Below are 22445 nucleotides of genomic sequence, written 5' to 3' on the forward strand. Positions count from 1 at the left end.
TCGGCGAGGACGAGGTGCGGGAGTAAGGGCCGTTGTTGGGGGCGGTGTGCGGGTCAGGGGAGGGGGTCGGCTAGCCAGCGGGTGAGGGTCGCGGTCATTTCGGTGACGAAGGTGTGGCCGTGGGGTGTGAGGGATGGGCTGGTGACGAGGGTAAGTGCTGAGGCGTGTGTGGCTGTGCGCCACCGGGCGAAGTGCTCGGCGGCGTGCGGCGTGCCGGTCTCGCGGCGCCAGAAGCCCGCGACGGCCAGGTGCGCGTAGGTGCCGTGCAGCAGAGCGAGCAGGGGGCGCGGGTCGTCGCGCCACGGGGCTTGGTAGCGGGTGCCGTCGTCGGGGGCGGTCAGCGGGAGGTGGTCGAGGATGGCGTTGAGCTTGGTGTGCTGGGCCTCGTGGACGAGGGTCTCGGCGAGGGCGTACGCGTCGGCGGGCGGCGAGAGCCCGATGAGTCCCGGCGCGTGGCGGGGTGTGCCGCTCGTCGCGCGCCCGTCCGGCGCGTTGAGCGGTGTCACCACCCGCAGCAGCACCCGGATCTCCTCGGCCGCCGTCCAGTGCCGCCGCCGCAGGATCCCCCACGCCTCCCCCAACAACGCCTCCCACTCCCGCACCTCCGCCGCCGACAACCGCCCCTCCCGCAGATCCGCCCCCGGCATCCGATCCGGATCCCCCTCATCCACCCAGAACCCCACCCCTCCCTCCCCGCCCACCAAAACCCTCCGCACCCCCTCCTCAACCTCCCCCAACACCCGCCCCACCAGGACCTTGCCCGCCCGAACCTCCCCCACCCCGGCCCCCACCCGAACCTCCATCTCCCCCCACCCCTCTCCCCCGCCTGTCCGCCCTGGTTGGCCGGATGTTCGGGGTGGTGGGGAGGGGTGGGGTTGGGTCAGGGGGAGGTGGGTGAGGGAGGGGAGGGTCAGGGCGGGGAGGGTGGGGAGGGGGAAGTGGGCTGGGCGGTGGGTGAGGAGGGCGGTGGTGGTGGCGAGGGTGATGAGGAGGGTGGCGGCGGGGGTGGGGGAGCCGGTGGTGGCGGCGGTGCGCAGGTGGCGGCGGGCGGCGGGGCCCACGGAGGGGTACTGGACTACTCGGTCGAAGACGGCGGGGGCGGTGCGTTGGACGTCGGCCAGGAGCGTCCAGGCGGCGCGGGCGGCCGGGGCGGCGGGGCTTGACGGGTCGGCGAGGGCGGCGTCCAGGAGGCCGCGGAGCAGGAGGAGGCGTCGGGCGGACTGGCCCGCGCGCAGGAGACGGGCGGCGGAAGCGCCGCCGGAGCCCGCGGCCAGGGCGCGGAACACCTCCACGGGGAGGGGGGTCGGGCGCGGCGGGGAGGTCATCGGCCTGCCTGGTGCGGTCGGCGCCGTGTCCGCGCCGGAGCCGGACGGAGGACGGCCGAGGCGGTGGCGCGGTCTGACGCTGCCGGTGGTCGGGTTGTGGAGCCGCCGGTGCGGCGGGAGCGCGGTGGTCGACCGGGGGTCGCGGCACCGGCGGGGGCGGATGGCCGGGCCTTGGCGGGTGCGGCTAGGGCGGGGAGCGGAGGGTGGTGAGGGAGGTGGTGAGGGTTTGGTGGGTGTGGGTGATGAGGCGGTAGAGGTCGGGGCAGTAGACGGACGGGTTGTGGAAGCCGGTGCCGGAGCGGTGGCGGTGCGGGTAGAGCCCGGCGCCGCAGACGCGGTGCAGGTCGCAGGACAGGCAGGCGGGGGAGAGGGCGCGGGCGCCGATCTGGCGGGCGGCGACACCCGGCACGAGCAGGGCGTCGTCGAACGAGTCGCGGGCCAGGTGCAGGGGCGTGCGGCTGGCGCCGTCGAACGCGGACTTCAGGCTGTCCACCTGCTCGATGCGGCCGTTCGTCTCGACCACGACGACGGCGACGGGCGACAGGCCGATCGTCTCGCTGCGGGAGGGGCGGCCCAGCAGCAGGTGCAGGATCTCGCCGAACAGCCGGATCCGCGTCTCCCGGACGGGCGCGCCGTACCAGCGGTCGAAGACCTTGACGAGCCAGTCCCCGTAGGGCGTGGACAGGTCCGGCGGGCGGCCGGGCGGCGGAAGGTCCCAGGTGCCGTGCGGAAGGAGGAAGTCGATCTCGGGCGGGCCGTGCGCGAGCAGCGCCTCGTAGGTGACGACCGGGTCGTTGGCCAGGTCGATGGTGGCGAGCAGGCCGCCGAACAACGGCCGGTAGCGCGGCGACGTGAGCAGGTCGAGGCCGCGCAGCACGTCGGCGTGGCTGCCGCCGCCGTCGCGGCGCGTCCGGTGCCTGTCGTGCGCCCACGCGTCCCCGTCGAGGCTGACGCCGACGCGCACGTCGAGCGCGGCGAACAGGTCGAGGAAGACGGGGTCGAGCAGCGTCCCGTTCGTCTGGACCTGGACGGCGACCCTGGTGTCCGGCAGCGCCGCGCGCAGCGCCGTCACGGTGTGCCGCAGGTGCTCGACCCCGGCGAGCAGCGGTTCGCCGCCGTGCAGCACGACGGTGAGGGCGGGGAGCCGGTGCGCGTGGGCGTGCTCGGCGATCCGGGAGACGGCGAGGTCCACCGTGGTCCGCGCCATGCGCCGGGGCTGGGTCTTCCACCCCTGGTCGGGGGATTCGTACATGTAGCAGTAGTCGCAGGCCAGGTTGCACCGGCTGTGGATCTTGAGCACGAACTCGCGGAAGGGGGTGGGCCGCCACCCGCTCTCCAGCAGCGCCTGGACGTCGAGGCGCGAGGGCCACTCACCGCCGTGGACGGCCACGCTGATCAACTCCCCCGGCGAGCGGGCGCGATATCCGGTTTCTTGGGATATGTCGCCGTCGTCCGGGTGTTGAAACTCAGGTGTCCGGCAGTTGCCAGGGCGCGCACGGCGCGAGCCCGCGCGCCTCCTCGGCGGTGATCGCCCAGCGTTCGTGGTCGCGCCAGACGCCGTCGATCATGATGAACGCGGGCGAGAACCCCTCGCGGCGGAGGCCGACGCGTGCGGCGAGCCGCAGCGAGCGGGTGTTCTCGGGCTGGATGTCGGCTTCGAGCCGGTGCAGCCCGAGCCTGGTGAACCCGTAGTGGAGGGCCAGGCACAACCCCTCGGTGAGGTATCCGTGGCCCGTGGTGGGCGCGAAGCCCGCGTAGCCCAGGATGGCGCGCTCGTACCCGCCGCGGGTGATGCCGCTGATCGTCACCAGGCCGACGATCGTGTCCTCCTCGGCGTGCCGGACGGCAAGGCCGATGGTGCCCTCCTCGTCGAGCCGGGCGAGGTAGTCCAGGTAGGCCGGGGCGGTGCGCGGCATGTAGACCCACGAGCCGTGCAGGGTGATGCTGAGGCGCGCGAGCCGGGCGACCTCCGCCGCGTCGGCGGAGCGCAGCCGCCGTAGGACGACCCGGTACATGGGGGGCATTCGACCAATCCCACACCTTCGGTGTCCAGGGGTACATCCCGGTAACGTGGAGGGGTGGCCGAACGACCGGCGCCCGGCTGGGTGGTGGCGGGCCCGCCGGGCGCGGGCAAGTCCACGGTGTCCGCGCTCCTGCTGTCGCTGCTCGACCCGGTGCCCGCCCTGCTGGACAAGGACACCCTGTTCGGGCCGTTCGTCCGGGCGACGCTCGCGGCCGCCGGAAGGCCGCGCGGCGAACGCGAGGGCCCCTGGTACGACGCGCACGTGAAGCCGCACGAGTACGAGGCGCTGACGGCCGCCGCCCGCGAGATCCGCGGCCACGGCTGCCCGGTGCTGCTCAGCGGCCCGTTCACCGCGCGGATCCACGACGCCGACGCCTGGTACGCCTGGCAGGCGGCGCTCGGCGGCGCGCCCGTCCGGCTCGTGTGGATCCGCACCGACGGCGGCACGCTCCGCGCCCGGCTGGAAGGCCGCGGCCTGCCCCGCGACGAGGGAAAACTCGCCGACTTCCCGGCCTTCCTCGCCCGGATGCGCCCCGGCGTGCCCCCGCCCGTCCCCCACCTCACCGTCGACAACCGCCTCCCCGTCACCCGCACCGCCCTACGCGCCCAACTAGCCGAAGCCCTCCAAACCCCCTGACCAACCCCCGACCCCGCCGGGCCTCCCCGAAGCCGTGCCTACCGCTCCGGGAGGTGGGGGTTAGAAGAGGGTGAGGTCGTTGGGGTTGTTGTCCAGGGGGAGGGGGGTGGGGAGGGGCGGGAGGTTGGGGAGGAGGGCGCGGACTTCGGTGTGGAAGGCGCGGGCCAGGGAGGGGGCTTCGGTGTTGCCCGGGGTGTGGAGGAAGAAGGTGGGGGAGCGGCCTTCACGGAGCCAGGAGGCGATGGTGTGGACCCAGGGTCGCCAGCCCTTGATGGTGGCTTCGGGGGAGTCTCGGCCCAGGTAGCGGACGATGGGGAGGGGGGTGAGGGCGCGGGTGCGGCGGGGCATGCGGGGTTTGCGGGTCCAGGCTTCGCGCTCGGGGTCGGTGGTGGGTGGGGAGGCGAAGAGGACGGTGGTGTCGAAGGGGATCCACTCGGCGGAGGCGGCGGCCAGGGTGCGCTCCAGGAGGGACTCGGCGCGGGTGTCGGCGAAGAAGGCGGCGTGGCGGACCTCGACGGCGTAGCGGTATCCGGCCGGTAGGCGGCGGAGGAAAGCCGCCAGACCGCCTACGTCGGACGGGCCGAAGGAGCCGGGGAGCTGGATCCACAGGGTGCCCGCGCGGCTTCCGAGAGGCTCGATCGCGTGGAAGAAAGCGGCAAGCTCGGCTTCCGCGCCGGTAAGGCGGCGCTCGTGGGTGACGGTTCTCGGCAGCTTCAAAGGGAACCGGAAATCCGGCGGCGTCTGGGCGGCCCAGGAGGCTGCCGTCTCCCGGCTCGGCGTCGCGTAGAAGGTGGTGTTGCCTTCCACGGCGTTGCACCAACTGGCGTAAGCGGCGAGACGTTCTCCGGCCGGGAGCCTTTCGGAGTAGTAGGTGCCGCGCCAGGTGGCATGGGTCCACATCGGACATCCCACATGGAGTCGCATCCCCCGAAGCTACCGAAGCCGCCCTCATGTAGCCCGCCCCCCGGCTCACCTCGTTCAGTCCATGTGGGGGTAGCGGTGGTCGGTGGGTGGGGCGAAGGTCTCCTTGATGGTGCGGGTGGACGTCCAGCGGAGCAGGTTCTGGGCGGAGCCCGCCTTGTCGTTGGTGCCGGAGGCGCGGCCGCCGCCGAACGGCTGCTGCCCGACGACGGCGCCGGTCGGCTTGTCGTTGACGTAGAAGTTCCCGGCGGCGAACCGCAGCGCCGAGGTGGCGTGCGCGATGGCCGCCCTGTCGCGCGCGATGACGGCCCCGGTGAGCCCGTAGGGGCTGGCCTTCTCCATCTGCGCGAGCATGGCGTCGTAATCGGCGTCCTCGTACACGTGGACGGCCAGGACGGGCCCGAAGTACTCGTCCCTGAAGATCTCGTGGGTGGGGTCGTCGCTGACGAGCACGGTAGGACGGACGAAGTAGCCGACCGAGTCGTCGTACGTCCCGCCCACGGCGACCCGCACGGCGGGGTCCTGCGCGGCCCGGTCGAGCACGCCCTTGAGCCTGGCGAAGGACCGGGCGTCGATGACGGCGCCCATGAAGTTCGACAGGTCACGGACGTCGCCCATGGTGAGGCCCGAGACGGTCGAGAGGAACGCGTCGGAGATCCGCGCCCACAGGGAGCGCGGCAGATAGGCGCGGGACGCGGCCGAGCACTTCTGCCCCTGGTACTCGAACGCGCCGCGCACGAGCGCCGTGACGAGCACCGCCGGGTCGGCCGAAGGGTGCGCGACGATGAAGTCCTTGCCTCCGGTCTCGCCGACGAGCCGAGGATAGGTCGCGTAGGTGTCGAGGTTCTCTCCGACCGTCCGCCACAGGTGCTTGAAGGTGGCGGTGGAGCCGGTGAAGTGGATGCCCGCGAGGTCGGGCGACGTAAGCGCGACGTCGGAGACGGCGATCCCGTCTCCGGTCACCATGTTGATGACGCCAGGCGGCAGACCCGCTTCTTCCAGCAGCCGCATCGTCTCGTAGGCGGCGAACTGCTGGGTGGGCGACGGCTTCCACACGACCGTGTTGCCCATAAGCGCGGGCGCGGTGGGCAGGTTCGCCGCGATGGCTGTGAAGTTGAACGGCGTGACGGCGTAGACGAACCCTTCGAGCGGCCGGTATTCGGCGCGGTTCCACACGCCGGGGCCGGAGATCGGCTGGTCGGCGAGGATCCGCCGCGCGAAGTGGACGTTGAAGCGCCAGAAGTCGGCGAGTTCGCAGGGCGCGTCGATCTCGGCCTGCTGGGCGGTCTTGGACTGGCCGAGCATGGTGGCGGCGGCGATCCGTTCGCGCCAGGGGCCGGACAGGAGGTCGGCGGCGCGGAGCAGGATCGCGGCGCGGTCGTCGAAGGAGAGGGCGCGCCATGCGGGGGCCGCGGCGCGGGCCGCCTCGACGGCGTCGCTGGCGTCGGAGTGGTCGGCGTTGGCGGTGGTGCCGAGCACCTCGCGGTGGCTGTGCGGCTGGACGACGGGGATGGGCGCGCCCTTGGCCATCCGGTGGACGCCGCCGATGACGCTGGGCAGTTCGGCGCCGCCGCCGGACAGCGCGGCGAGCGCGGCTTCCAGGCGGGCCCGTTCGGGGCTTCCGGGCGCGTACGCGTGTACCGGCTCGTTGACCGGCGCGGGCACAGAGGTGATGGCTTCCATGGGTGTCTCCGCCTCCGGGGGTGCGTGGTCTGTGCCTTCGACGCTAGGAGCGCCCGGCGGCCCGCGCCATCGACAGGTGTCACGACTCCCCGAGCCGTCCTTCATACATCTGTACGGACGCCGAAAGCCGAGCGCCCCGAGAGATAAGATCCCTTTGTCGGGTTTGCTGGGGCTACGGGCCCTGGCCGTCCGTCGTGGACTGGTGCCTGGACCCGGCCGCGCGGTTCACTTCTTGAGCAGCAGCGCGATCAGCGCGCCGATGACGCCGAGCGCGACCGCGCCCCACGCCCAGGCGGCCCCCGTCCGGTGCCACGGCCGCGCCTCGTCGAGGCTGTAGCGGCCGGGGCCGGTGAAGGCGAGGCCCGTCGCGGCCGCCGCGATCAGCAGCGGCGTCTCGTAGCCGCCGTAGAAGCCCTGCTTCCAGGTGCTGAAGGCGGCGGTCAGCATGACGCCGATGACCATCGCGGTGGCGAGCGGCCACAGCAGGCCGAACGCGAGCAGCAGGCCGCCGACGAACTCCGAGAGGCCGCCGACGACGGCCCAGAACGATCCGGGTTCGTACCCCAGCATCTGGAAGAACCGTGACGTCCCGGTCAGACCGGTGCCGTTGAACCACCCGAAGAGCTTCTGCGCGCCGTGTGAGGCGAGGACCAGTCCGAAGACCAGCCGCAGGAACAGCAATCCCCCATCCATGCGGCTCAACGTAACGGTACGGCTGCGGAGAGGCACGCTTGACGCCCTGACCTGGGCGAACTCAGCCCTCCGAAGCCCTGAGCGCGATGTCGGCGCGGTGCTGCGAGGCGCGCAGCGTGATCTTCGAGACCGCCTCGTAGGCCGCCGCCCGCGCCGCCTTGAGGTCCGGCCCGGTGCCGACGACGGACAGGACGCGGCCGCCGTCGCTGTACAGCACGCCCTCGTCGTTCAGCGCGGTGCCCGCGTGCAGCACATACGCGTCCGGGACCGCATTGGCCTCTTCCAGCCCCTCGATCGCGTCGCCCCGCACCGGGGACTCGGGGTACCCCTCGGCGGCCACCACGACCGTCACAGCCGCGCCGGGACGCCACTCCAGCCTGGTGGCCGGGGTCAGGTTGCCGACGGCGCACGACTGGAGCAGGGTGCCAAGCGGGCTGGCCAGCCGGTCCAGCACGACCTGGGTCTCGGGGTCGCCGAAGCGCGCGTTGAACTCGACGACCCGCACGCCCCGCGACGTCAGCGCGAGGCCCGCGTACAGGACGCCGACGTACGGGCTGTTGCGGCGGCGCAGCTCGTCCACGGTCGGCTGGACGACGGTGCGCATCACCTCGTCGACGAGCGTGTCGGGGATCCAGGGCAGCGGGGTGTACGCGCCCATGCCGCCGGTGTTGGGACCCTCGTCGCCGTCGTAGGCGCGCTTGAAGTCCTGCGCCGGGATCAGCGGGACCGCGTGCTCGCCGTCGCTCAGCGCGAACAGCGACACCTCGGGCCCGTCCAGGTACTCCTCGATGACGACGCGCGCGCAGCCCGCCGCGTGCGCCACCGCCTCCGCGCGGTCCAGCGTGACGACGACGCCCTTGCCCGCGGCGAGGCCGTCGTCCTTCACCACGTACGGGGGGCCGAAGGCGTCGAGCGCGTGCGCGACCTGCGCGGCGTCGTCGCAGACGAACGCGCGCGCGGTGGGCACGCCCGCCGCTTCCATGATCTCCTTGGCGAACGCCTTGGAGCCCTCGATACGCGCGGGGCCCGCGTCGGGGCCGAAGCAGGGGATGCCCTCGCGCCGCACCGCGTCGCCGACGCCCGCGACGAGCGGGGCCTCGGGGCCGATGACGACGAGGTTCACCCGCAGCCGCACCGCGAGTTCGGTGACCGCGAGGGGGTCGGTCGGGTCCAGGTGGTGGTTCTCGGCGAGTACCGCGGTACCCGGGTTGCCGGGCGCGCAGTAGAGCGCGCTCACCGAGGGGTCTTGGGCCAGGGAGCGGACCAGGGCGTGCTCACGGCCGCCGGATCCGAGAACTAGGACGCGCACGTTGCCCGAGCCTATCGGCAACGGCGTGTGAACCTTGACGATGCCCCGGGCGTCCGAAGTGTCGGGTGCTAATCTGGCCTGGGCTTTGGGTCTTGTCCTCGCGTCTGGGAGGCACGAAGAGGGAAGGGGGTGTGGCTGACGATGGTCACGGGCGATCCTTGCAGTACCGGCGAAACGCCTCATCATCCACGTTCCACCTCTTCTCGGGGACCGGTCACGCCTGTGCGCTCCCCCGTCTGACGGACGTCACGCGGGGTTGGCAGCGCCTTTCTTCGCGCCGGGTCCCCTGATCCCTGGCGTGAAGGAGATTCCGGTCATGGCCATGACCAAGGTGCGTCCCGGTCTGTCCCTGTTCAACCGTGCTTCGAAGGCGCTGCCGCATGATCCGGTGTGCCGTGACAGCGCGGTCATCGACTGGGCCGTCTACATCGACGGGCAGCGGGTGGTGACCGAGAGTGTCGCGGACGCGGTGCGGCTCGTCCGGGACGGCGAGCTTTTTGTCCCGACCGACACGGATTCGCCCGGCTTCGTGTGGGTGGGTCTGCACGACCCCGACTCCGCCGAGCTGGAGAAGCTCGCGGTGCTGCTCGAACTGCCCGCGCTGGCCGTCGAGGACGCCATCAAGGCGCACCAGCGGCCCAAGCTGGAGAGGTACGACGACCTCCAGTTCTTTGTGCTCAAGACCGTCGGCTACGTCGCCCAGGAGGACGGCGTGGACGCGGTCGAGACGGGCGAGATCATGATCTTCTGCGGGCCGGACTTCGTCGTCACGGTGCGGCACGGGGCGCACGGCGAGCTGGCCTCGGTGCGGCGGCGGCTGGAGGCCGACCCGGAGCGGCTCGCGCTCGGCCCGGCCAGCGTGCTGCACGCGGTGGCCGACCGGGTGGTGGACGAGTACCTGCAGGTCGCCGAGGGCATCCAGCAGGACGTGGACGAGGTGGAGGAGTCGGTCTTCTCCCCCAGCCGCACCAACGACACCAACCGCATCTACCACCTCAAGCGCGAGACGATCCAGCTCAAGCGGGCTGTCGGGCCGCTGGCCGGGCCGTTGCGCACGCTGTGCACCCGCCGGATGATCCCGCACGACATCCGCGAGTACCTGCGCGACGTCGAGGACCACCTGGCCCGGGTGCGCGAGCAGGTGGACGCCTGCGACGAGCTGCTCAACCCGATCCTGCAGGCGCACATGACCCAGGTGACGGTCGGCGACAACCAGGACATGCGGAAGATCTCGGCGTGGGGCGCGATCCTCATGCTCCCCACCGCGATCGCCGGGATCTACGGCATGAACTTCGAACACATGCCCGAACGCGACTGGACGTACTCTTACCCGGTAGTGATATCCGTCATCGCCGTCGGCTGCCTGCTGCTCTACCGGGGGTTCCGCCGCAACGGCTGGTTGTGATCCGGGGGTGCGGTGATCACCGTCACGGGGCTGAACGTCCATCCGCTCAAGAGCGGCTCTGCCACGGCGCTGCCCGTCGCCGAACTGCTCGACACGGGGCTGCGGCACGACCGCGAGTTCATGCTGGTGGACGCCGAAGGCAGGTTCCTGTCCCAGCGCAAGCACCCTTCGATGGCGTTGCTGCGGACGTCCTACGACGGGCTCGAACTGGAGGTCAACGACTTCCACCACAAGGCCGTCGGGCCCGAGGACGGCCCGGGGGCGGCCGCTCCCGACGAAGTCGGGGTCGCGAAGCGGCCGCCCTCCGGGCCCATCGAACACGGCCCTGTGGTCGAGGTGACGGTGCACGGCAAACCGTGCCAGGGCGTCGACCAGGGCGAGGAGGCCGCCCGGTTCTTCAGCGGCTTCCTCGGCTTCCCCGTCCGCCTTGTGCGGTTCACAGGAGAACGGGCTACCAAGCTCGGAGGCGGCCGGGTCGCCTACGAGGACGGCTACCCGCTGCTCGTCATCGGTGAGGAGTCCCTCGCCGATCTCAACGCGCGGTTGCCCGAGCCCGTCCCGATGGCGAGGTTCCGGCCGAACATCGTGCTCTCCGGGCTCGGCCCCTTCGGCGAGGACTCGGTGCGCCGGATCAGGATCGGCGCCGTCGAGATCGAGTTCGTCAAGCCGTGCGGCCGGTGCGTCATGACCACGGTGGACCAGGACACCGGCGTCAAGGGCAGGGAGCCGCTCGCCACGCTCGCCCGCTACCGGACGGTGACGTTCGACGGAGAGCGCGTCATCGCCTTCGGCCAGAACGGCATCCCCAGGGCGACCGGCACCCTGCACGTCGGCCAGCCGGTGGAAGTCGTGGAGTACTCAGGCTTACGGGCGGTAAGTGGGCCTGGCGACGAGGATTGCCGATAGGTTCTTCGGCATGTCGTCGGTGCACCGGGTCGCTCTCACGGTCGATCTCGTCGTGCTCACCGTGCGCGAACAGCGCCTGTGCGCGCTGACCTGGCTGCGCGACCACGAGCCCTACCGGGGCCGCTGGTGCCTGCCCGGCGGGTTCATCCAGCTCGACGAGGACCTGCCCGGCGCCGCGGCCCGCCTCATGGACGAGAAGGCGGGCCTGGCGGACGTCAGGATCCACCTGGAGCAACTGGCCACCTTCGGCTACCCGGACCGGGACCCGCGCCAGCGCGTCGTCAGCGTGACGTACCTGGGGCTCGCGCCCAACCTGCCCGCCTCCTCCCGCGCCCAGGTGACCTGGAAGCCCGTCGACATCCTCCTCACCCTTGAGGAGAACGCCTTCGACCACCGGCGGATCCTGCGCGAGGGCGTCGAGCGGGCCCGCTCCAAGCTGGAGTACACCTCGCTCGCCGCCGCGTTCTGCCCGCGCGAGTTCACCGTCGCGGAGCTGCGCCGCGTCTACGAGATCGTCTGGGGCACCCCGCTGGACCCGCGGAACTTCCACCGCAAGGTCACCGGCGCCGAGGGCTTCCTCGTGCCCACGGGCGCCACCACGACCCGCGACGGCGGCAGGCCCGCGCAGCTGTTCCGGCGCGGCCCGGCCGAGCAGCTCCACCCGCCGATGCTCCGCCCGGTCGGCGCGCTCGGCTGACGGGAATACAGTGGGAACATCCCCAGTAGCAGGAGGTTTCCGGCGATGAGCCCGCGGTTCCGTTCCGTCCTCGACCGCTTCCAGGCGTACAAGCCGGGGAAGACAGCGGTGTCCCCGGACGGCCGCTCCTACAAGCTCTCGTCGAACGAGTCGCCCTACGGGCCGCTGCCTTCGGTGCTGACGGCGATCGCGGACGCCGCCGCCATGGTCAACCGCTACCCGGACAACTCCTGCGCCGCGCTGATCGCCGCGATAGCCGCCCGCCACGGGGTGCCGGAGGACGACGTCGCCGTGGGCAACGGCTCCGTTGTCGTCGCCGCGCACCTGTTCGAGGCGGTGAGCGAGCCGGGCGCCGAGGTCGTCTACGCGTGGCGGTCGTTCGAGGCGTACCCGCTGCTCGCCGACCTGGCCGGGGCGACGTCCGTGCGGGTGCCGCTCCGGCCGGACGAGACGCACGACCTCGACGCGATGCTCGCCGCGATCACCCAGCACACCCGGATGGTGATCGTCTGCAACCCGAACAACCCGACCGGCGAGGTCGTCCGGCGCGACGAGCTCGTCGCGTTCCTGGACGCGGTGCCGCAGGACGTCCTTGTTGTGCTGGACGAGGCGTACCGGGAGTACCTGCGCGACGAGGACGTGCCGGACGGGCTCGACCTGTACCGCGACCGGCCCAACGTCGCCGTCCTCCGTACCTTCTCGAAGGCTTACGGGCTCGCGGGGCTGCGCGTAGGGTTCGTCGTCGCCCATCCGGTGATCGCGGAGGCCGTCCGGAAGGTCTACCTACCGTTCAGCGTGAGCAGCATCGCCCAGCGGGCCGCCGTCGCCGCGCTCGGCGCTGAGGACGAGCTGCTCACGCGGGTCGAGGAGACGGTGAAGGAGCGCGAGCGGGTCACCCACGCGCTGCGCGACGCGGGCTGGACGGTCGTCCCCTCCCAGGGGAACTTCGTGTGGCTCCGCCTGGGCGGGCACACCCTCGACTTCGCCGCCGCCTGCGAGCAGGCGGGCGTCAGCGTGCGGCCCTTCCCCGGCGAGGGCGCGCGGATCTCGATCGGCTCGGCCGAGGAGAACGACGCGCTCCTGGCCGTCGCGCGCGCCTACCCTCACCGCGGCTGACGTTCGCCGTCCGGGCTCAGGTTCTGCGGGCCGACGACCCGGAGCAGCGCGAGCGCCTCGTGCGCGGGGGTGCCGGGCGCCGCGGTGTACAGCACGACCCGCTGGTCCAGGTCCGGGACCTCCAGCGTGTCGCAGTGCAGGTCGATCTCGCCGACGACGGGATGCCGGATCGTCTTGGCGTACGTCCTGGGCACCTCGACGCCGTGCTCGTCCCACAGGTCGGTGAAGTCCGGGTTCGTCCGGAGTTCGGCGATGAGCCGGGTGACGCCGGGATCGTGCGGATACCTGGCGAGCGCGCCGCGCAGGTCGTTGACGCAGACCCGGGCGAAGTCACGCTGCGCGGGCGTCAGGTCGGCCAGCCGCACGCCCGGCGTCTGGAACATCGACCGGCACACGTTGCGGCGTTCCGCGGGCAGCCTGGACAGGCCGAGGAGCAGGTCGGCCATGGTGTTGTAGGCGAGCAGGTCGTACTTGGCGTCGTGCACGAACGCCGGGGTGTCGTCGAGCCGGTCCAGCAGCCGCAGAACGCCCTGCGGCACCCGCTGCGGCGCCCGCCGGGGCGGCTCGGGCGCGTCGCCCGCGAGCCGGAACAGGTGGGTGCGCTCGGCGTCGCTCAGCCGCAGCGCGCGGGCCAGCGCGGTGAGCACCTGCCGTGACGGCCGGGGCCCGCGCGCCTGCTCCAGCCGGACGTAGTAGTCGACCGAGATCCCGGCGAGCGCCGCCACCTCCTCGCGGCGCAGGCCCGGCGTGCGGCGGCGCGGCCCCGGCTCGATCCCGGCGTCGCGCGGCGCCGTCCGCTCGCGGCGGGAGCGTAGGAAGGCGGCGAGGCTCTTCTGGTCCACCCTCCAAGCATCGCCTACGGAACCCCCGCCTGTGCCGCCTCAGGGTGGTACCGCCGGTCCCTGGATGAGGCGGGCTCTGCAAGGCGGGGCGTCGGCTCGGTGTACTCGACCCATGACGAACAAGACAGCCCTGATCACCGGGGCCAACAGGGGGCTGGGCTTCGAGGCGGCGCGGCAGCTCGGCGCGCTCGGGTTCACCGTGCTGGTGGGCGCGCGTGCTCCGGAACGCGGCGAGGAGGCCGTCGCGAGGCTGGCGGACGAGGGCTTCGACGCCCGGTACGTCCCGCTGGACGTCGCCGACGACGCCTCGGTGACGGCCGCCGCCGCGCTCGTCGCGCGCGAGTACGGCAGCCTCGACGTGCTCATCAACAACGCGGGGGTCGTCGCGCCCCCCGACGCCCCGATGGACCGCCACCTGCCGAGCCAGACCTCCGTCGACACCGTGCGCCGCACCTACGAGACCAACGTGTTCGGGCCGATCCGGACGATCCAGGCGTTCCTCCCGCTGCTGCGCGCGGCGCCCGCCGCCCGGATCGTCAACGTCTCCAGCGGCCTCGGCTCCCTGGCCTTCGGCGCCGACTTCGACCACGAGTACGCCGCCCTGAACTTCCTGCCTTACAACTCGTCCAAGACGGCGCTGAACGGGGTCACCGTGGCGTTCGCCAAGGAGCTCCGTGACAGCCCGATCAAGGTGAACTCCGCGGATCCCGGCTACTGCGCGACCGACCTGAACGCGCATACCGGCGTCCGCAAGGCGTCCGAGGGGGCCGCCGACATCGTCAGGCTCGCCCTGCTGGGGGCTGAGGCGCCGACGGGCGGGTTCTTCGGCGAGGACGGGGAAGCGCTGCCCTGGTAGGGGTCAGGGGCGGCAGAGGTACTCGAACGTGGCGGACGACTTGTTCTTCTCGGGGGAGTCGAGCTCGAACGTCGCGGTGAGCTGCTTACGGCCCTCACCTGAGACCGTCCACTGGAGTGGTGCCTCAAAGCGGGTCTGGTCGGCGAGGATCGTCGCCTTGTGGAAGTCGCCCGGTGTGCCGTCGCTCTGGACCCAGCGGTAGGTGAGGATGCCCGGTTCGCCGTTGAGCTGGACCGTCGCGGTGATCTTGACGGTGCGGGAGAGCCTGTCGGGGTCGCAGCGCTGCTCGCCGCCCGGCGCGGCGATCTCCACGCCGGAGACGGCGAGGGGCTCCGCCGGGGAGTCACGGAAGGCGAGCCACGCGAGCAGGCCGCCGATGACGACCATGGAAGCGGCCACGCTCAGGAACGGGGCGACCCTTGCGTTGCCCCTGCGGTGCCGTGCCGGAACCGACTCCGGGTTCCACATGCGCGGCACCGTGGGGCCCGCGCCGAACCGCACCCTGATGTCGTCGCCGGGCGCCTGGGTCGCCGCGCCGGAGACGGGGCTCTCGCCCGTCGTCCCGGGCGCCGCCGGACGGGTGCCCGTCGGGCCGAACTCGCGGCGGGTGACGGTCGGATCCAGGCTCGTCGTGCCCGCCGCGTCCGTCCTGGTCCGGGTCGGATCCTCCGGACGGGCCGTCGCCCTGCCCCAGTCCAACTGGGTGACGTCGGGGGGCCCGTCGCCCGCCGGGGGCTCCGGCTTGCGGCGGCGGCCCGGCCTCGACGGCCTCCCGCCCGCGCGGGGCGGCACACCGCGCGAACCGGCCGGGGGCGTGCCGTCGCCGGGACGCGGTGGAACGGGGGGCTCGACGGGGCCGGTCATCGCACGCAGGGCGCCTTGACGGTGGCGCTGGCCACGCTGACGCCGTCCGCGCTCGCCGTGGCGGAGCCGGTGCCGCAGTTCGCGAGCGGCCGGGTGTAGACCCGCGTGGTCGGCCCGGTGACGTTCGGGACCACGATGACGGCGCTGGTCTGGCCGTCCACCAGCAGCCGCAGCGTGACCGCGGTGCTGCCGGACGTCCCGGTGACCCCGGTGACGCCGACCGTCACGACCATGGTGGAGCCGCTGGCCCGCGCGGTGACGCGCAGCCCGGAGACGGCGACCGGGACCGGCGGCGCGGCCTGGGTCGTCACCGTCGGGGTCGGGGCCTGCGGCGCGTCGGGCTTGTCGTCGTCGGCGTCGGGCGTGGCCGGGCTGGACGGTGTCGGGTCGGGCTCGGCCGGCTCGGTGGGCTCCGGCTCGGCCGGATCGGTCGGGGTCCCGGTCGGGTCGGGGGTCGCCGTCGGGTCGGTCGGCTCCGGCTCGGGCGCGTCCGTCTCGGTCGGGGTCGGGCCCGACGGCGACGGCGTGGGGGTCCCGGTGGGGGACGCCGGGTCGGAGATCGGGTCCGCCGTCACCACGATGACGGGGCCGGGGCGCGGCCCGCTGCCCGGCGTCGCCGAGGGGGACGGCACGGGGCCGCCGCCGGCCTGCGCGGCCGGCGAGTCGGGCGTCGCCTGCGCGGCGTGCGGCTGCACCGCCTGGTGGTTCGCCGAGTTGTTCAGCACCATGACGGCGCCGCTCAGCAGCGTGAACGAGGCGACCGCACCGGCTGTCACGGCGGCCAGGCCGAGCCGCTTGCTCGGCCGGTAGGGCGCCGACTCCAGTACGGCGGGGACGCGTCCGGGGCCGTCGAGCATGGTGGTGGCGGCGTCCGAGGGCGCCGCGTAATCCGACGGGCGGCTTACCGGGAACAGTAGGGCGAGCGCGAGAGCGCGCGTCTTCAGGTGGGCGCGGCCCTTGTCCTCCCAGCCCGGCCCGTAGGCGGCGCCCGCCGTCATCTCCAGCTCCAGCAGGAACGCGAACGCGCTCTGCGGGCGCTCCTGGACGTCCTTGGCGAGCCCGGCCGCGATGAGCGGGCGCAGCCCCTCGGGCACGTCCTCGACCGGCACGGGCTGCTCGCGGTGCGCCACGGCGAGCGCGGGCAGCGTGGCCGCCTGGTAGGGGCGGCGCCCGGTGAGGCACTCGTAGGCGACGGCGGTGGCCGCGTACACGTCGGCGGCTGCCGTGACGGGGTTGCCGTTCCACTGCTCGGGCGGCATGTAAGCCGGGGTGCCCGCCGCCGCGATGTCCTCGCCCGCCCGCACGGCGATGCCGAAGTCGGACAGGAAGCTGGTGCCCTGGCCGTCCACGAGGACGTTGCCGGGCTTGTAGTCGCGGTGCACGATCCCGGAGGCGTGCGCGCTGGCCAGGCCGAGCAGCGAGCCCTTGAGGACGGTCAGCGCCGCCTCGGGCGTGGTCGGGCCCGCGTCGGCCAGGATGTGCGCGAGGCTCACCCCGTCGACGAGCTCCATGACGATCGCGGCGCTGGTGGACGTCTCGACGTACTCGAAGAACTGGACGAGATGCGGGTCCTCCAGCTCCGACAGGAGCTGCGCCTCGTCGCGGAAGCGCAGCACGAACTCGGGGTCCATGGCCAGTTCGGGGGACAGGTACTTGATGGCGACCTCGATGGAGGTCTCCTCGTGTACGGCCATCACCACACGCCCGGACGCCCCCGCGCCGAGCTCTCGGATATGCCGGTAACCCGGTACCGTCCAGGTCCTGTCCAACGTCAGTCCTTCCAGCCACACCTCAACACGTGCTACGACGCGTGTAGTCGTTCACTGGTTGGGGGGAGTTTAGCTTTTTCATGGGCCGCCGCCGGCTTTCACCGAACCCAACTTCTCCACGATGAGGCGGTAGAGCTGCCTCGGCCTACCCGGCTGTGGGGTGCGGTTGGGCGGAAGCGGCCAGGCCAGGCCCTCTTCCACGAGGGTGCGCAGCAGCCGCCGGGCAGTGCGCGAAGTCACACCGAGCATCTTTCCGGCGTTCTCGGCGTCGACGATGAGCGGGGCGCCCGTCTCGACCTGCTCGCCGAGCTTGTCGGCGAGCCTGGCGAGGATCTCCAGGCCCTTCGGCTTGACCGGCGGGGCGCCGCGCGGCGGGGTGCGCGGCGCGGGCACCAGCGCCCTGCCGTCGCGGTCCAGCGCGAAGCCCTGGGCGCGCTGGGACGTCTGGGAGCGGGACAGCGCGGCCCGCGCGTGCGTCTCGGCCTCCTGCGCGGTGCGGCCCATGCCGATGCCGACCTCGACGACGAGCCCGAGCTCCTCGCGGACGCGCTCGACGAACGGCGGCGTCCGGAACCCCTCGGTGCCGGTGGCGACCGAGCCGCGGGTGGCCGTGACGAGGTAGCTGTGGTCGTCCAGCGGCCAGACGGCCGCGTTCATCCGGTGCGCCTCCTGGAGCAGCACCCGGTGCAGCGCGAGCTTCAGCTCCTCGCGCCAGTAGCGCGGGGTGACGCGCCGGGGCGACTCGCGCAGCGTCGGCACGTCCACGAGGACGACGACGAGCTGTGACTCTTCGAGCCGGTGGTGCGCGCCGAGCAGCGCGGCGGTCTGCAACGAGCTGCGGATGGCCGCGCCCGTAGGCCGGATGCGCAGCGTCGGGACGCCCGCGAGTTCCATCCGCTCGGCCGTCGCGTGCACGCAGGTGAGCGCCACGCTGGTGACGCCGCGCCGCCACAGCCGCTCGTGGAAGGCCGCGAGGGTGCCAGGACCGGCGACCTCCTCGCGCAGGTGCACCTGGTCGACCTGGAGGCCGATCTCCGAGTACGCCTCCTCGACTTCGCCTCGGGCGAGCACGTCGATGCTCACCTTGGCCGGGTCGAACCGCTCGTCCAGCGCGGCGCGCAGCAGCGCCCCCTGGAGGGCCGCGCCGTTCAGCGGCACGTAGGTGGCCGGCATCGTCAGGACTCCGGCCTTGCGGGCGAAGTCGTACGGGACGGGGCTGGCGAACAGGCACACGTCAACGCCCGCGCCGAGCCGCATCACCTTGTCGGCCGCCTCCTGTTCGTCGCGGTAAGCCGCGGCGACGAGGCGGCTCGGCACGGGGGTAGGCCCGTGCCCCATCAGCATGACCCGTTCGACGAGGTCGTGCGGACCGACGACTCCGATCGTCAGATCCGGCGCCACCGTCCCCGTCCGTGGTCCTGTCATGGCTTTCGCCCCTGCCTTCCGGCCGCCCACGTTGCCCGTATGTCCCATTGCCCGCCGTGCTCGCCCGCACCTTCGGGTCCACCATCACAACGTGCGGATCGCCCCTCCGCGCGCCGATGTGACTCTCTGACGCGAAACCGAATCAAGAGTGCGGCGAAAAAGTAACCTATAGACAGGGGTGGACAGAAAATCCTTACCGGATGGTCAGGTTCCGGTCAGCACCACCAGCCCATGAACACGCACCCTAAAGGGCGGATCATGGGCTGGGAAGGGCTTTATGGAAGGTGTGCGCTCTAGGGAAGGTGTCCGAATCTGGCCGCTCAACGGCAAATGTGGCGCATTACCCAGTTCGCGGAGAAGGGCAGGTAAGGGGCGTCAGTCGGTTTCGCGAATGACGTCGGCGCCCAGCGCGTTCAGCCGCTCCGCGAAGTTGGAGTGGCCACGGTCGATGTAGTACGCCGAGCTGATCTCGGTCTCACCCTCGGCGGCGAGGCCCGCGAGCACCAGCGCCGCGCCCGAGCGCAGGTCGTGCGCGACGGTCCGGGCACCGCGCAGCGGCGTGCGCCCGTAGACCTTGGCCCGCTGGCTGCCCGCCACCTCGATGGACGCGCCCATCCGGATCAGCTCCTCGGCCAACTGGAACCGGCTGTCGAAGATCCGCTCGTAGATGTAGGACTCGCCCTCGGCCTGGCTCGCAAGCGCCATGATCGGAGACTGGAGGTCGGTGGCGAAGCCCGGGTACTCGTCGGTGATGATGTTGATCGGCCGCAGCGGCCGCTCCCGGCGCACCTGGAGCACCGCGCCCTGCTGGCTGAACTCGACGCCCATCTGCTCCAGCTTGTCCACCGCGACGCCCAGGTGCTCCAGCTCGGCGCCGACGAGGTTGACCTCGCCGCCGGTGATCGCGCACGCCATGACGAGCACGCCCGCGTCGATCCGGTCCGGCATGACGGTGTGCTCGACGGCCGTCAGCTCGTCCACACCGTGCACCCGGATGAAACCGGTGCCGCCGCCCTCGATCCGCGCGCCCATCCGCTGCAGGAAGTCGACGTTGTCCAGGACCTCCGGCTCCAGCGCGCAGTTCTTGATGAGCGTCGTGCCGTTGGCAAGGGCCCCGGCCATGACGAGGTTCTCGGTGCCGGTGTGCGACGGCGTGTCGCAGTACAGCGTGCCCGCCTGGAGCTGGCCGACCTTCACGTGGATGTTGGTCTCGTGCTCGGTGACCGTCGCGCCCATGCGCTTGAAGCCGTTGTAGTGGAAGTCGAGGTTCCGGCTGCCCAGGTTGCAGCCGCCGACGCCCTCGATGACCGCCTCGCCGAGCCGGTGCAGCAGCGCCGGGACGAACAGGAACGAACCACGGAACCGGGCCGCGATGTCCGCCGGGAGCACCGGGCTCGACAGCTGCGACGCGTCGATGACCAGGGTCCGCTCGGCCTCGTGCAGCTCCGCCTTGGCCCCGACGGCCTCGGCGAGCTCCACCGCGCGCCGCACGTCCTCGATGATCGGGACGTTCCGCAGCACGGTGCGGCCCTTGGCGGCCATGAGCGCGGCGCCGATCATCGGGAGGGCGGAGTTCTTCGCGCCCTGGATGAAGACGGTGCCTTGAAGCTGCCCGCCCCCGCGTACTCGGTAGGTAACGCTCATTACCGGGTGGTCCCTTTCCCCTAGACACACGCGGCCCCAGTATCGCACCGGGCCCCGGATGCGCTGACCGTTCCATCCCTGGTCCCGCGCTCTCGTTCCGCTTTACTGAGACTGCTCCGGACCCGTCAAGGTTCGGATGGTTCGTCCCCTACCCCAGGACGCGTTCCGTCTGCGCCACCGCGTCCCTCGCGAGCCGTTCGGCCTCGGCCCTCGTCGCCTTGGGCCCGTACACCGACACGGTGCCCAGGTAACCGGGGGAGGTGAAGACGACGAACCACATGTTCACCTTGACGTCACCGCTCATCGTGACCAGGCCGACGGTCCGCGAACCCTCGCCGACGAGGTGCCGGTCGGGGGTCTGCTCGACCACCTGGTGGGTGGACCACTGGCCGCCGACGCGTGCCTTGAACGTCCGGCACAGCTTGGGGACGCGCCGCCCGACCTCGCGCTCGGCGACCTGCGGCGGCACCGCGACGAGGGTCTGGGTGATCGTCTCGCCGGTGGCCCGCGCCCAGGTGCTGAGCGCGGCCGGGGCGGCGGCCAGCTCGCCCGCGTCGGCGAGCGCCCTGGTCGCGTCCGCGCACTCGGGCTTGTCGAGCTTGACCTGGCTCTGCAGCTGGGTGAAGTTCCGGACGGCCTTGAGCATGCCGTAGGGGCCCGCGTCGGGCTCGCCCGCCCGGACGTAGTGGGGGATGTCCGCGAGGAGCGCCTGGCGGAGCTGGTCGGCCGTGAAGGTGGTCGCGCCGGGCGGCGGGGTGTGGATCGGCGGCGGCACGTCGTCGTCGCCCGAGCCGGAACAGCCGCCGAGGACCGTCCCGGCGGCGACGGCCAGGGCCAGCGCCCGGAACTGCGGCCCGCCGGACGTAAGGGGAGGGAACAGACGCAGGAGCCGCATGGAAGCCGACGATACTGCCCGGCCCGTCGGTGATCTTCGCGCCACCACGGGGTAGGCCGAGATCGAACTGTGCGAGTCTCGGGGGGAAATGAGCATGGTCGGTAAGCTTCTGGCGGTATCCGCCTTGACGGTCTCACTCACCGCCTGCGGCGGCGGCGGTCAGGAGACCGCGGAAAGGGCGACCGACGTCGTCGCGACCGTCACCGGGGCGGCGGGTACGCCGACCGGTACGCCCGGCACGACCGCCGCAGCGGCCTGCCCGACGGCGGCGACGAAGAAGTTCGCCAAGACGCGCTTCGTCGCCGACATGGGCCTCGCCTTCGGCGCGTTCAACCAGTGGATCCTGAAGCCGTACAAGGCGGGCGGCTTCAACGAGGGCGCCGAGAAGCGCAAGAGCGCGATCGCCAAGGCCGTCGCCGCAGGGGCGTTCTCGCTGAACCGGCTGAACGCCGGCCGCAAGATGATCAACGCGGACCCGACGCTGTGCAAGTCGCTGAAGGCGCCCGTCGAGGCGCTGTGGGCGACGGCCAGCGCGGCGATCGACAAGCTCAAGACCGGGGACACCTCGGGGATCACCGACGCGAGCTCCGCGCTGGAGGGCCTGCGGCAGGACGCCGAGCAGGACGGCCTCACCATCAAGGACCGCCAGCCGCCGTCCGGGTTCTGACGGGGCTGACGGTCCATGAGAGCGGGGGCCTCGGCTCCCGCTCTACTTGCTCTGGTGGTCGTTGTACTCGGGCACGTACTCCTGCCCGGTCAGCTTCTGGATGGCCTGGACGATCTCGTCGGCGATCTCCCTGCGGGCCCGTCCCTTGGGCACCGGGCTGCCCGCGTACCCGTCGAACTCCAGCGGCTCCCCGATCCGGACGGTGACGCGCTTGCCGATCCGGGGGAACCGGGTGCCGTAGGGCTGGAGCTCGTCGGTGCCGATGAGCCCGACCGGCAGCACTTTCGCGCCGGTCGCCAGCACGAGCCAGCCCGCGCCGGTGCGGCCCCGGTACAGCCGCCCGTCCACCGAACGGGTGCCCTCCGGGTAGATCGCGAGCACGTTGCCGCCGTTCACGACCTCCGCGGACTGCTCCAGCGAGCCGAGCGCCGACGCGCCGTCACCGCGGGCGACCGGGACCATGCCCATGGAGGTGAAGAACCAGCGGCTGAGCCTGCCCTTGACCCCCGTGCCCTCGAAGTACTCGGCCTTCGCCAGGAAGACGACCTTGAGGGGGAGCAGGGCCACGGGGATGACGTAGCTGTCGATGAAGGACTGATGGTTGGCTGCCACGATGAGGGGACCCGACCCGGGGATGTTCTCCTTCCCCTCCACCCTGAGGTGGAACAGGACGCGGAAAGCGGTCGGCACGACCAGTCTCATGAAGCGATAGAGCAACAGGTCTCCCAAGGCTCCCGATGACCCGATTTTTGTGGGGTCACCCTATCG

Annotated in this window: 21 protein-coding genes; 7 read left to right on the top strand and 14 right to left on the bottom strand. The window is 72.2% G+C overall.

Annotation, left to right across the window (positions count from 1 at the left end; genetic code table 11):
• Positions 1-53: 53 nt before the first annotated feature.
• The 3 genes from LO762_RS33210 to LO762_RS25885 all read right to left on the bottom strand — a co-directional run bounded on the left by LO762_RS33210 (position 54) and on the right by LO762_RS25885 (position 3340).
• Positions 54-1325, bottom strand: coding sequence for an HEXXH motif-containing putative peptide modification protein (locus LO762_RS33210; protein WP_304523707.1), 1272 nt, complete (start codon positions 1323-1325; stop codon positions 54-56).
• Positions 1326-1509: 184 nt separating this feature from the next.
• Entirely contained in the window at positions 1510-2715 is a 1206-nt protein-coding gene (locus tag LO762_RS25880; RefSeq protein WP_230618615.1) for an FxsB family cyclophane-forming radical SAM/SPASM peptide maturase, read from the bottom strand.
• A 76-nt stretch (positions 2716-2791) separates the two neighbouring features.
• A complete protein-coding gene (locus LO762_RS25885) occupies positions 2792-3340 on the bottom strand; it encodes a GNAT family N-acetyltransferase (protein WP_230618616.1) in 549 nt (182 codons plus the stop codon).
• Between the two features lie 63 nt (positions 3341-3403).
• On the opposite strand from LO762_RS25885, the gene LO762_RS25890 reads away from it, so the two are divergent.
• Positions 3404-3985, top strand: a complete 582-nt coding sequence (locus LO762_RS25890; RefSeq protein WP_230618617.1) for an AAA family ATPase — start codon at positions 3404-3406, stop codon at positions 3983-3985.
• A 60-nt stretch (positions 3986-4045) separates the two neighbouring features.
• Here LO762_RS25890 and LO762_RS25895 read toward each other — a convergent pair whose 3' ends face one another.
• The 4 genes from LO762_RS25895 to purD all read right to left on the bottom strand — a co-directional run bounded on the left by LO762_RS25895 (position 4046) and on the right by purD (position 8591).
• Positions 4046-4885 carry a DUF72 domain-containing protein gene (locus LO762_RS25895; RefSeq protein ID WP_230618618.1) on the bottom strand — a complete coding sequence of 280 codons (840 nt, stop codon included), beginning with the start codon at positions 4883-4885 and terminating at the stop codon, positions 4046-4048.
• A gap of 78 nt (positions 4886-4963) precedes the next feature.
• Positions 4964-6589: an L-glutamate gamma-semialdehyde dehydrogenase gene (gene pruA / locus LO762_RS25900; protein WP_230618619.1), complete on the bottom strand. Its 1626-nt coding sequence runs from the start codon at positions 6587-6589 to the stop codon at positions 4964-4966.
• A 225-nt stretch (positions 6590-6814) separates the two neighbouring features.
• On the bottom strand, positions 6815-7282 hold the full coding sequence (locus LO762_RS25905; RefSeq protein WP_230618620.1) for a DoxX family protein: 468 nt from the start codon (positions 7280-7282) through the stop codon (positions 6815-6817).
• Positions 7283-7343: 61 nt separating this feature from the next.
• A complete protein-coding gene (gene purD, locus LO762_RS25910; RefSeq protein ID WP_230618621.1) occupies positions 7344-8591 on the bottom strand; it encodes a phosphoribosylamine--glycine ligase in 1248 nt (415 codons plus the stop codon).
• Positions 8592-8907: 316 nt separating this feature from the next.
• On the opposite strand from purD, the gene LO762_RS25915 reads away from it, so the two are divergent.
• Genes LO762_RS25915 through hisC form a run of 4 tightly spaced genes read left to right on the top strand, consistent with a single transcriptional unit; the run spans position 8908 to position 12715 of the window.
• On the top strand, positions 8908-9996 hold the full coding sequence (locus LO762_RS25915) for a magnesium and cobalt transport protein CorA (RefSeq protein ID WP_230618622.1): 1089 nt from the start codon (positions 8908-8910) through the stop codon (positions 9994-9996).
• A gap of 12 nt (positions 9997-10008) precedes the next feature.
• Positions 10009-10902: an MOSC domain-containing protein gene (locus LO762_RS25920; RefSeq protein WP_230618623.1), complete on the top strand. Its 894-nt coding sequence runs from the start codon at positions 10009-10011 to the stop codon at positions 10900-10902.
• 10 nt (positions 10903-10912) lie between these two features.
• A complete protein-coding gene (locus LO762_RS25925; protein ID WP_230618624.1) occupies positions 10913-11599 on the top strand; it encodes an NUDIX domain-containing protein in 687 nt (228 codons plus the stop codon).
• A gap of 45 nt (positions 11600-11644) precedes the next feature.
• Entirely contained in the window at positions 11645-12715 is a 1071-nt protein-coding gene (gene hisC / locus LO762_RS25930; RefSeq protein WP_230618625.1) for a histidinol-phosphate transaminase, read from the top strand.
• Here hisC and LO762_RS25935 read toward each other — a convergent pair.
• The gene (locus tag LO762_RS25935) at positions 12703-13557 is read right to left on the bottom strand and encodes a helix-turn-helix transcriptional regulator (protein WP_230618626.1); all 855 of its coding nucleotides are present in this window, start codon (positions 13555-13557) and stop codon (positions 12703-12705) included. The genes hisC and LO762_RS25935 overlap by 13 nt on opposite strands.
• 112 nt (positions 13558-13669) lie before the next feature.
• Between LO762_RS25935 and LO762_RS25940 the strand changes: the two genes are divergently transcribed.
• Positions 13670-14413 carry an SDR family oxidoreductase gene (locus LO762_RS25940; RefSeq protein WP_230618627.1) on the top strand — a complete coding sequence of 248 codons (744 nt, stop codon included), beginning with the start codon at positions 13670-13672 and terminating at the stop codon, positions 14411-14413.
• A gap of 3 nt (positions 14414-14416) precedes the next feature.
• On the opposite strand, the gene LO762_RS25945 is transcribed toward LO762_RS25940, so the two are convergent.
• The 5 genes from LO762_RS25945 to LO762_RS25965 all read right to left on the bottom strand — a co-directional run bounded on the left by LO762_RS25945 (position 14417) and on the right by LO762_RS25965 (position 21010).
• Positions 14417-15277: a hypothetical protein gene (locus tag LO762_RS25945; RefSeq protein WP_230618628.1), complete on the bottom strand. Its 861-nt coding sequence runs from the start codon at positions 15275-15277 to the stop codon at positions 14417-14419.
• Positions 15274-17046, bottom strand: a complete 1773-nt coding sequence (locus LO762_RS25950) for a serine/threonine-protein kinase (RefSeq protein ID WP_230618629.1) — start codon at positions 17044-17046, stop codon at positions 15274-15276. The genes LO762_RS25945 and LO762_RS25950 overlap by 4 nt, the downstream gene beginning before the upstream one ends.
• Positions 17047-17124: 78 nt before the next feature.
• Positions 17125-18471, bottom strand: a complete 1347-nt coding sequence (locus LO762_RS25955) for a transcriptional regulator (RefSeq protein ID WP_230618630.1) — start codon at positions 18469-18471, stop codon at positions 17125-17127.
• 375 nt (positions 18472-18846) lie between these two features.
• Entirely contained in the window at positions 18847-20115 is a 1269-nt protein-coding gene (murA, locus tag LO762_RS25960) for a UDP-N-acetylglucosamine 1-carboxyvinyltransferase (protein WP_230618631.1), read from the bottom strand.
• A gap of 148 nt (positions 20116-20263) precedes the next feature.
• A complete protein-coding gene (locus LO762_RS25965; protein WP_230618632.1) occupies positions 20264-21010 on the bottom strand; it encodes a hypothetical protein in 747 nt (248 codons plus the stop codon).
• A 94-nt stretch (positions 21011-21104) separates the two neighbouring features.
• On the opposite strand from LO762_RS25965, the gene LO762_RS25970 reads away from it, so the two are divergent.
• The gene (locus LO762_RS25970) at positions 21105-21677 is read left to right on the top strand and encodes a hypothetical protein (RefSeq protein ID WP_230618633.1); all 573 of its coding nucleotides are present in this window, start codon (positions 21105-21107) and stop codon (positions 21675-21677) included.
• Positions 21678-21719: 42 nt separating this feature from the next.
• Here LO762_RS25970 and LO762_RS25975 read toward each other — a convergent pair whose 3' ends face one another.
• Complete coding sequence (locus LO762_RS25975; protein ID WP_230618634.1) at positions 21720-22379, bottom strand: 1-acyl-sn-glycerol-3-phosphate acyltransferase; 660 nt, start codon at positions 22377-22379, stop codon at positions 21720-21722.
• Positions 22380-22445 lie beyond the last annotated feature (66 nt).

The organism is Actinocorallia sp. API 0066 (assembly GCF_020991275.1).
Classification (GTDB): Bacteria; Actinomycetota; Actinomycetes; order Streptosporangiales; family Streptosporangiaceae; genus Actinocorallia.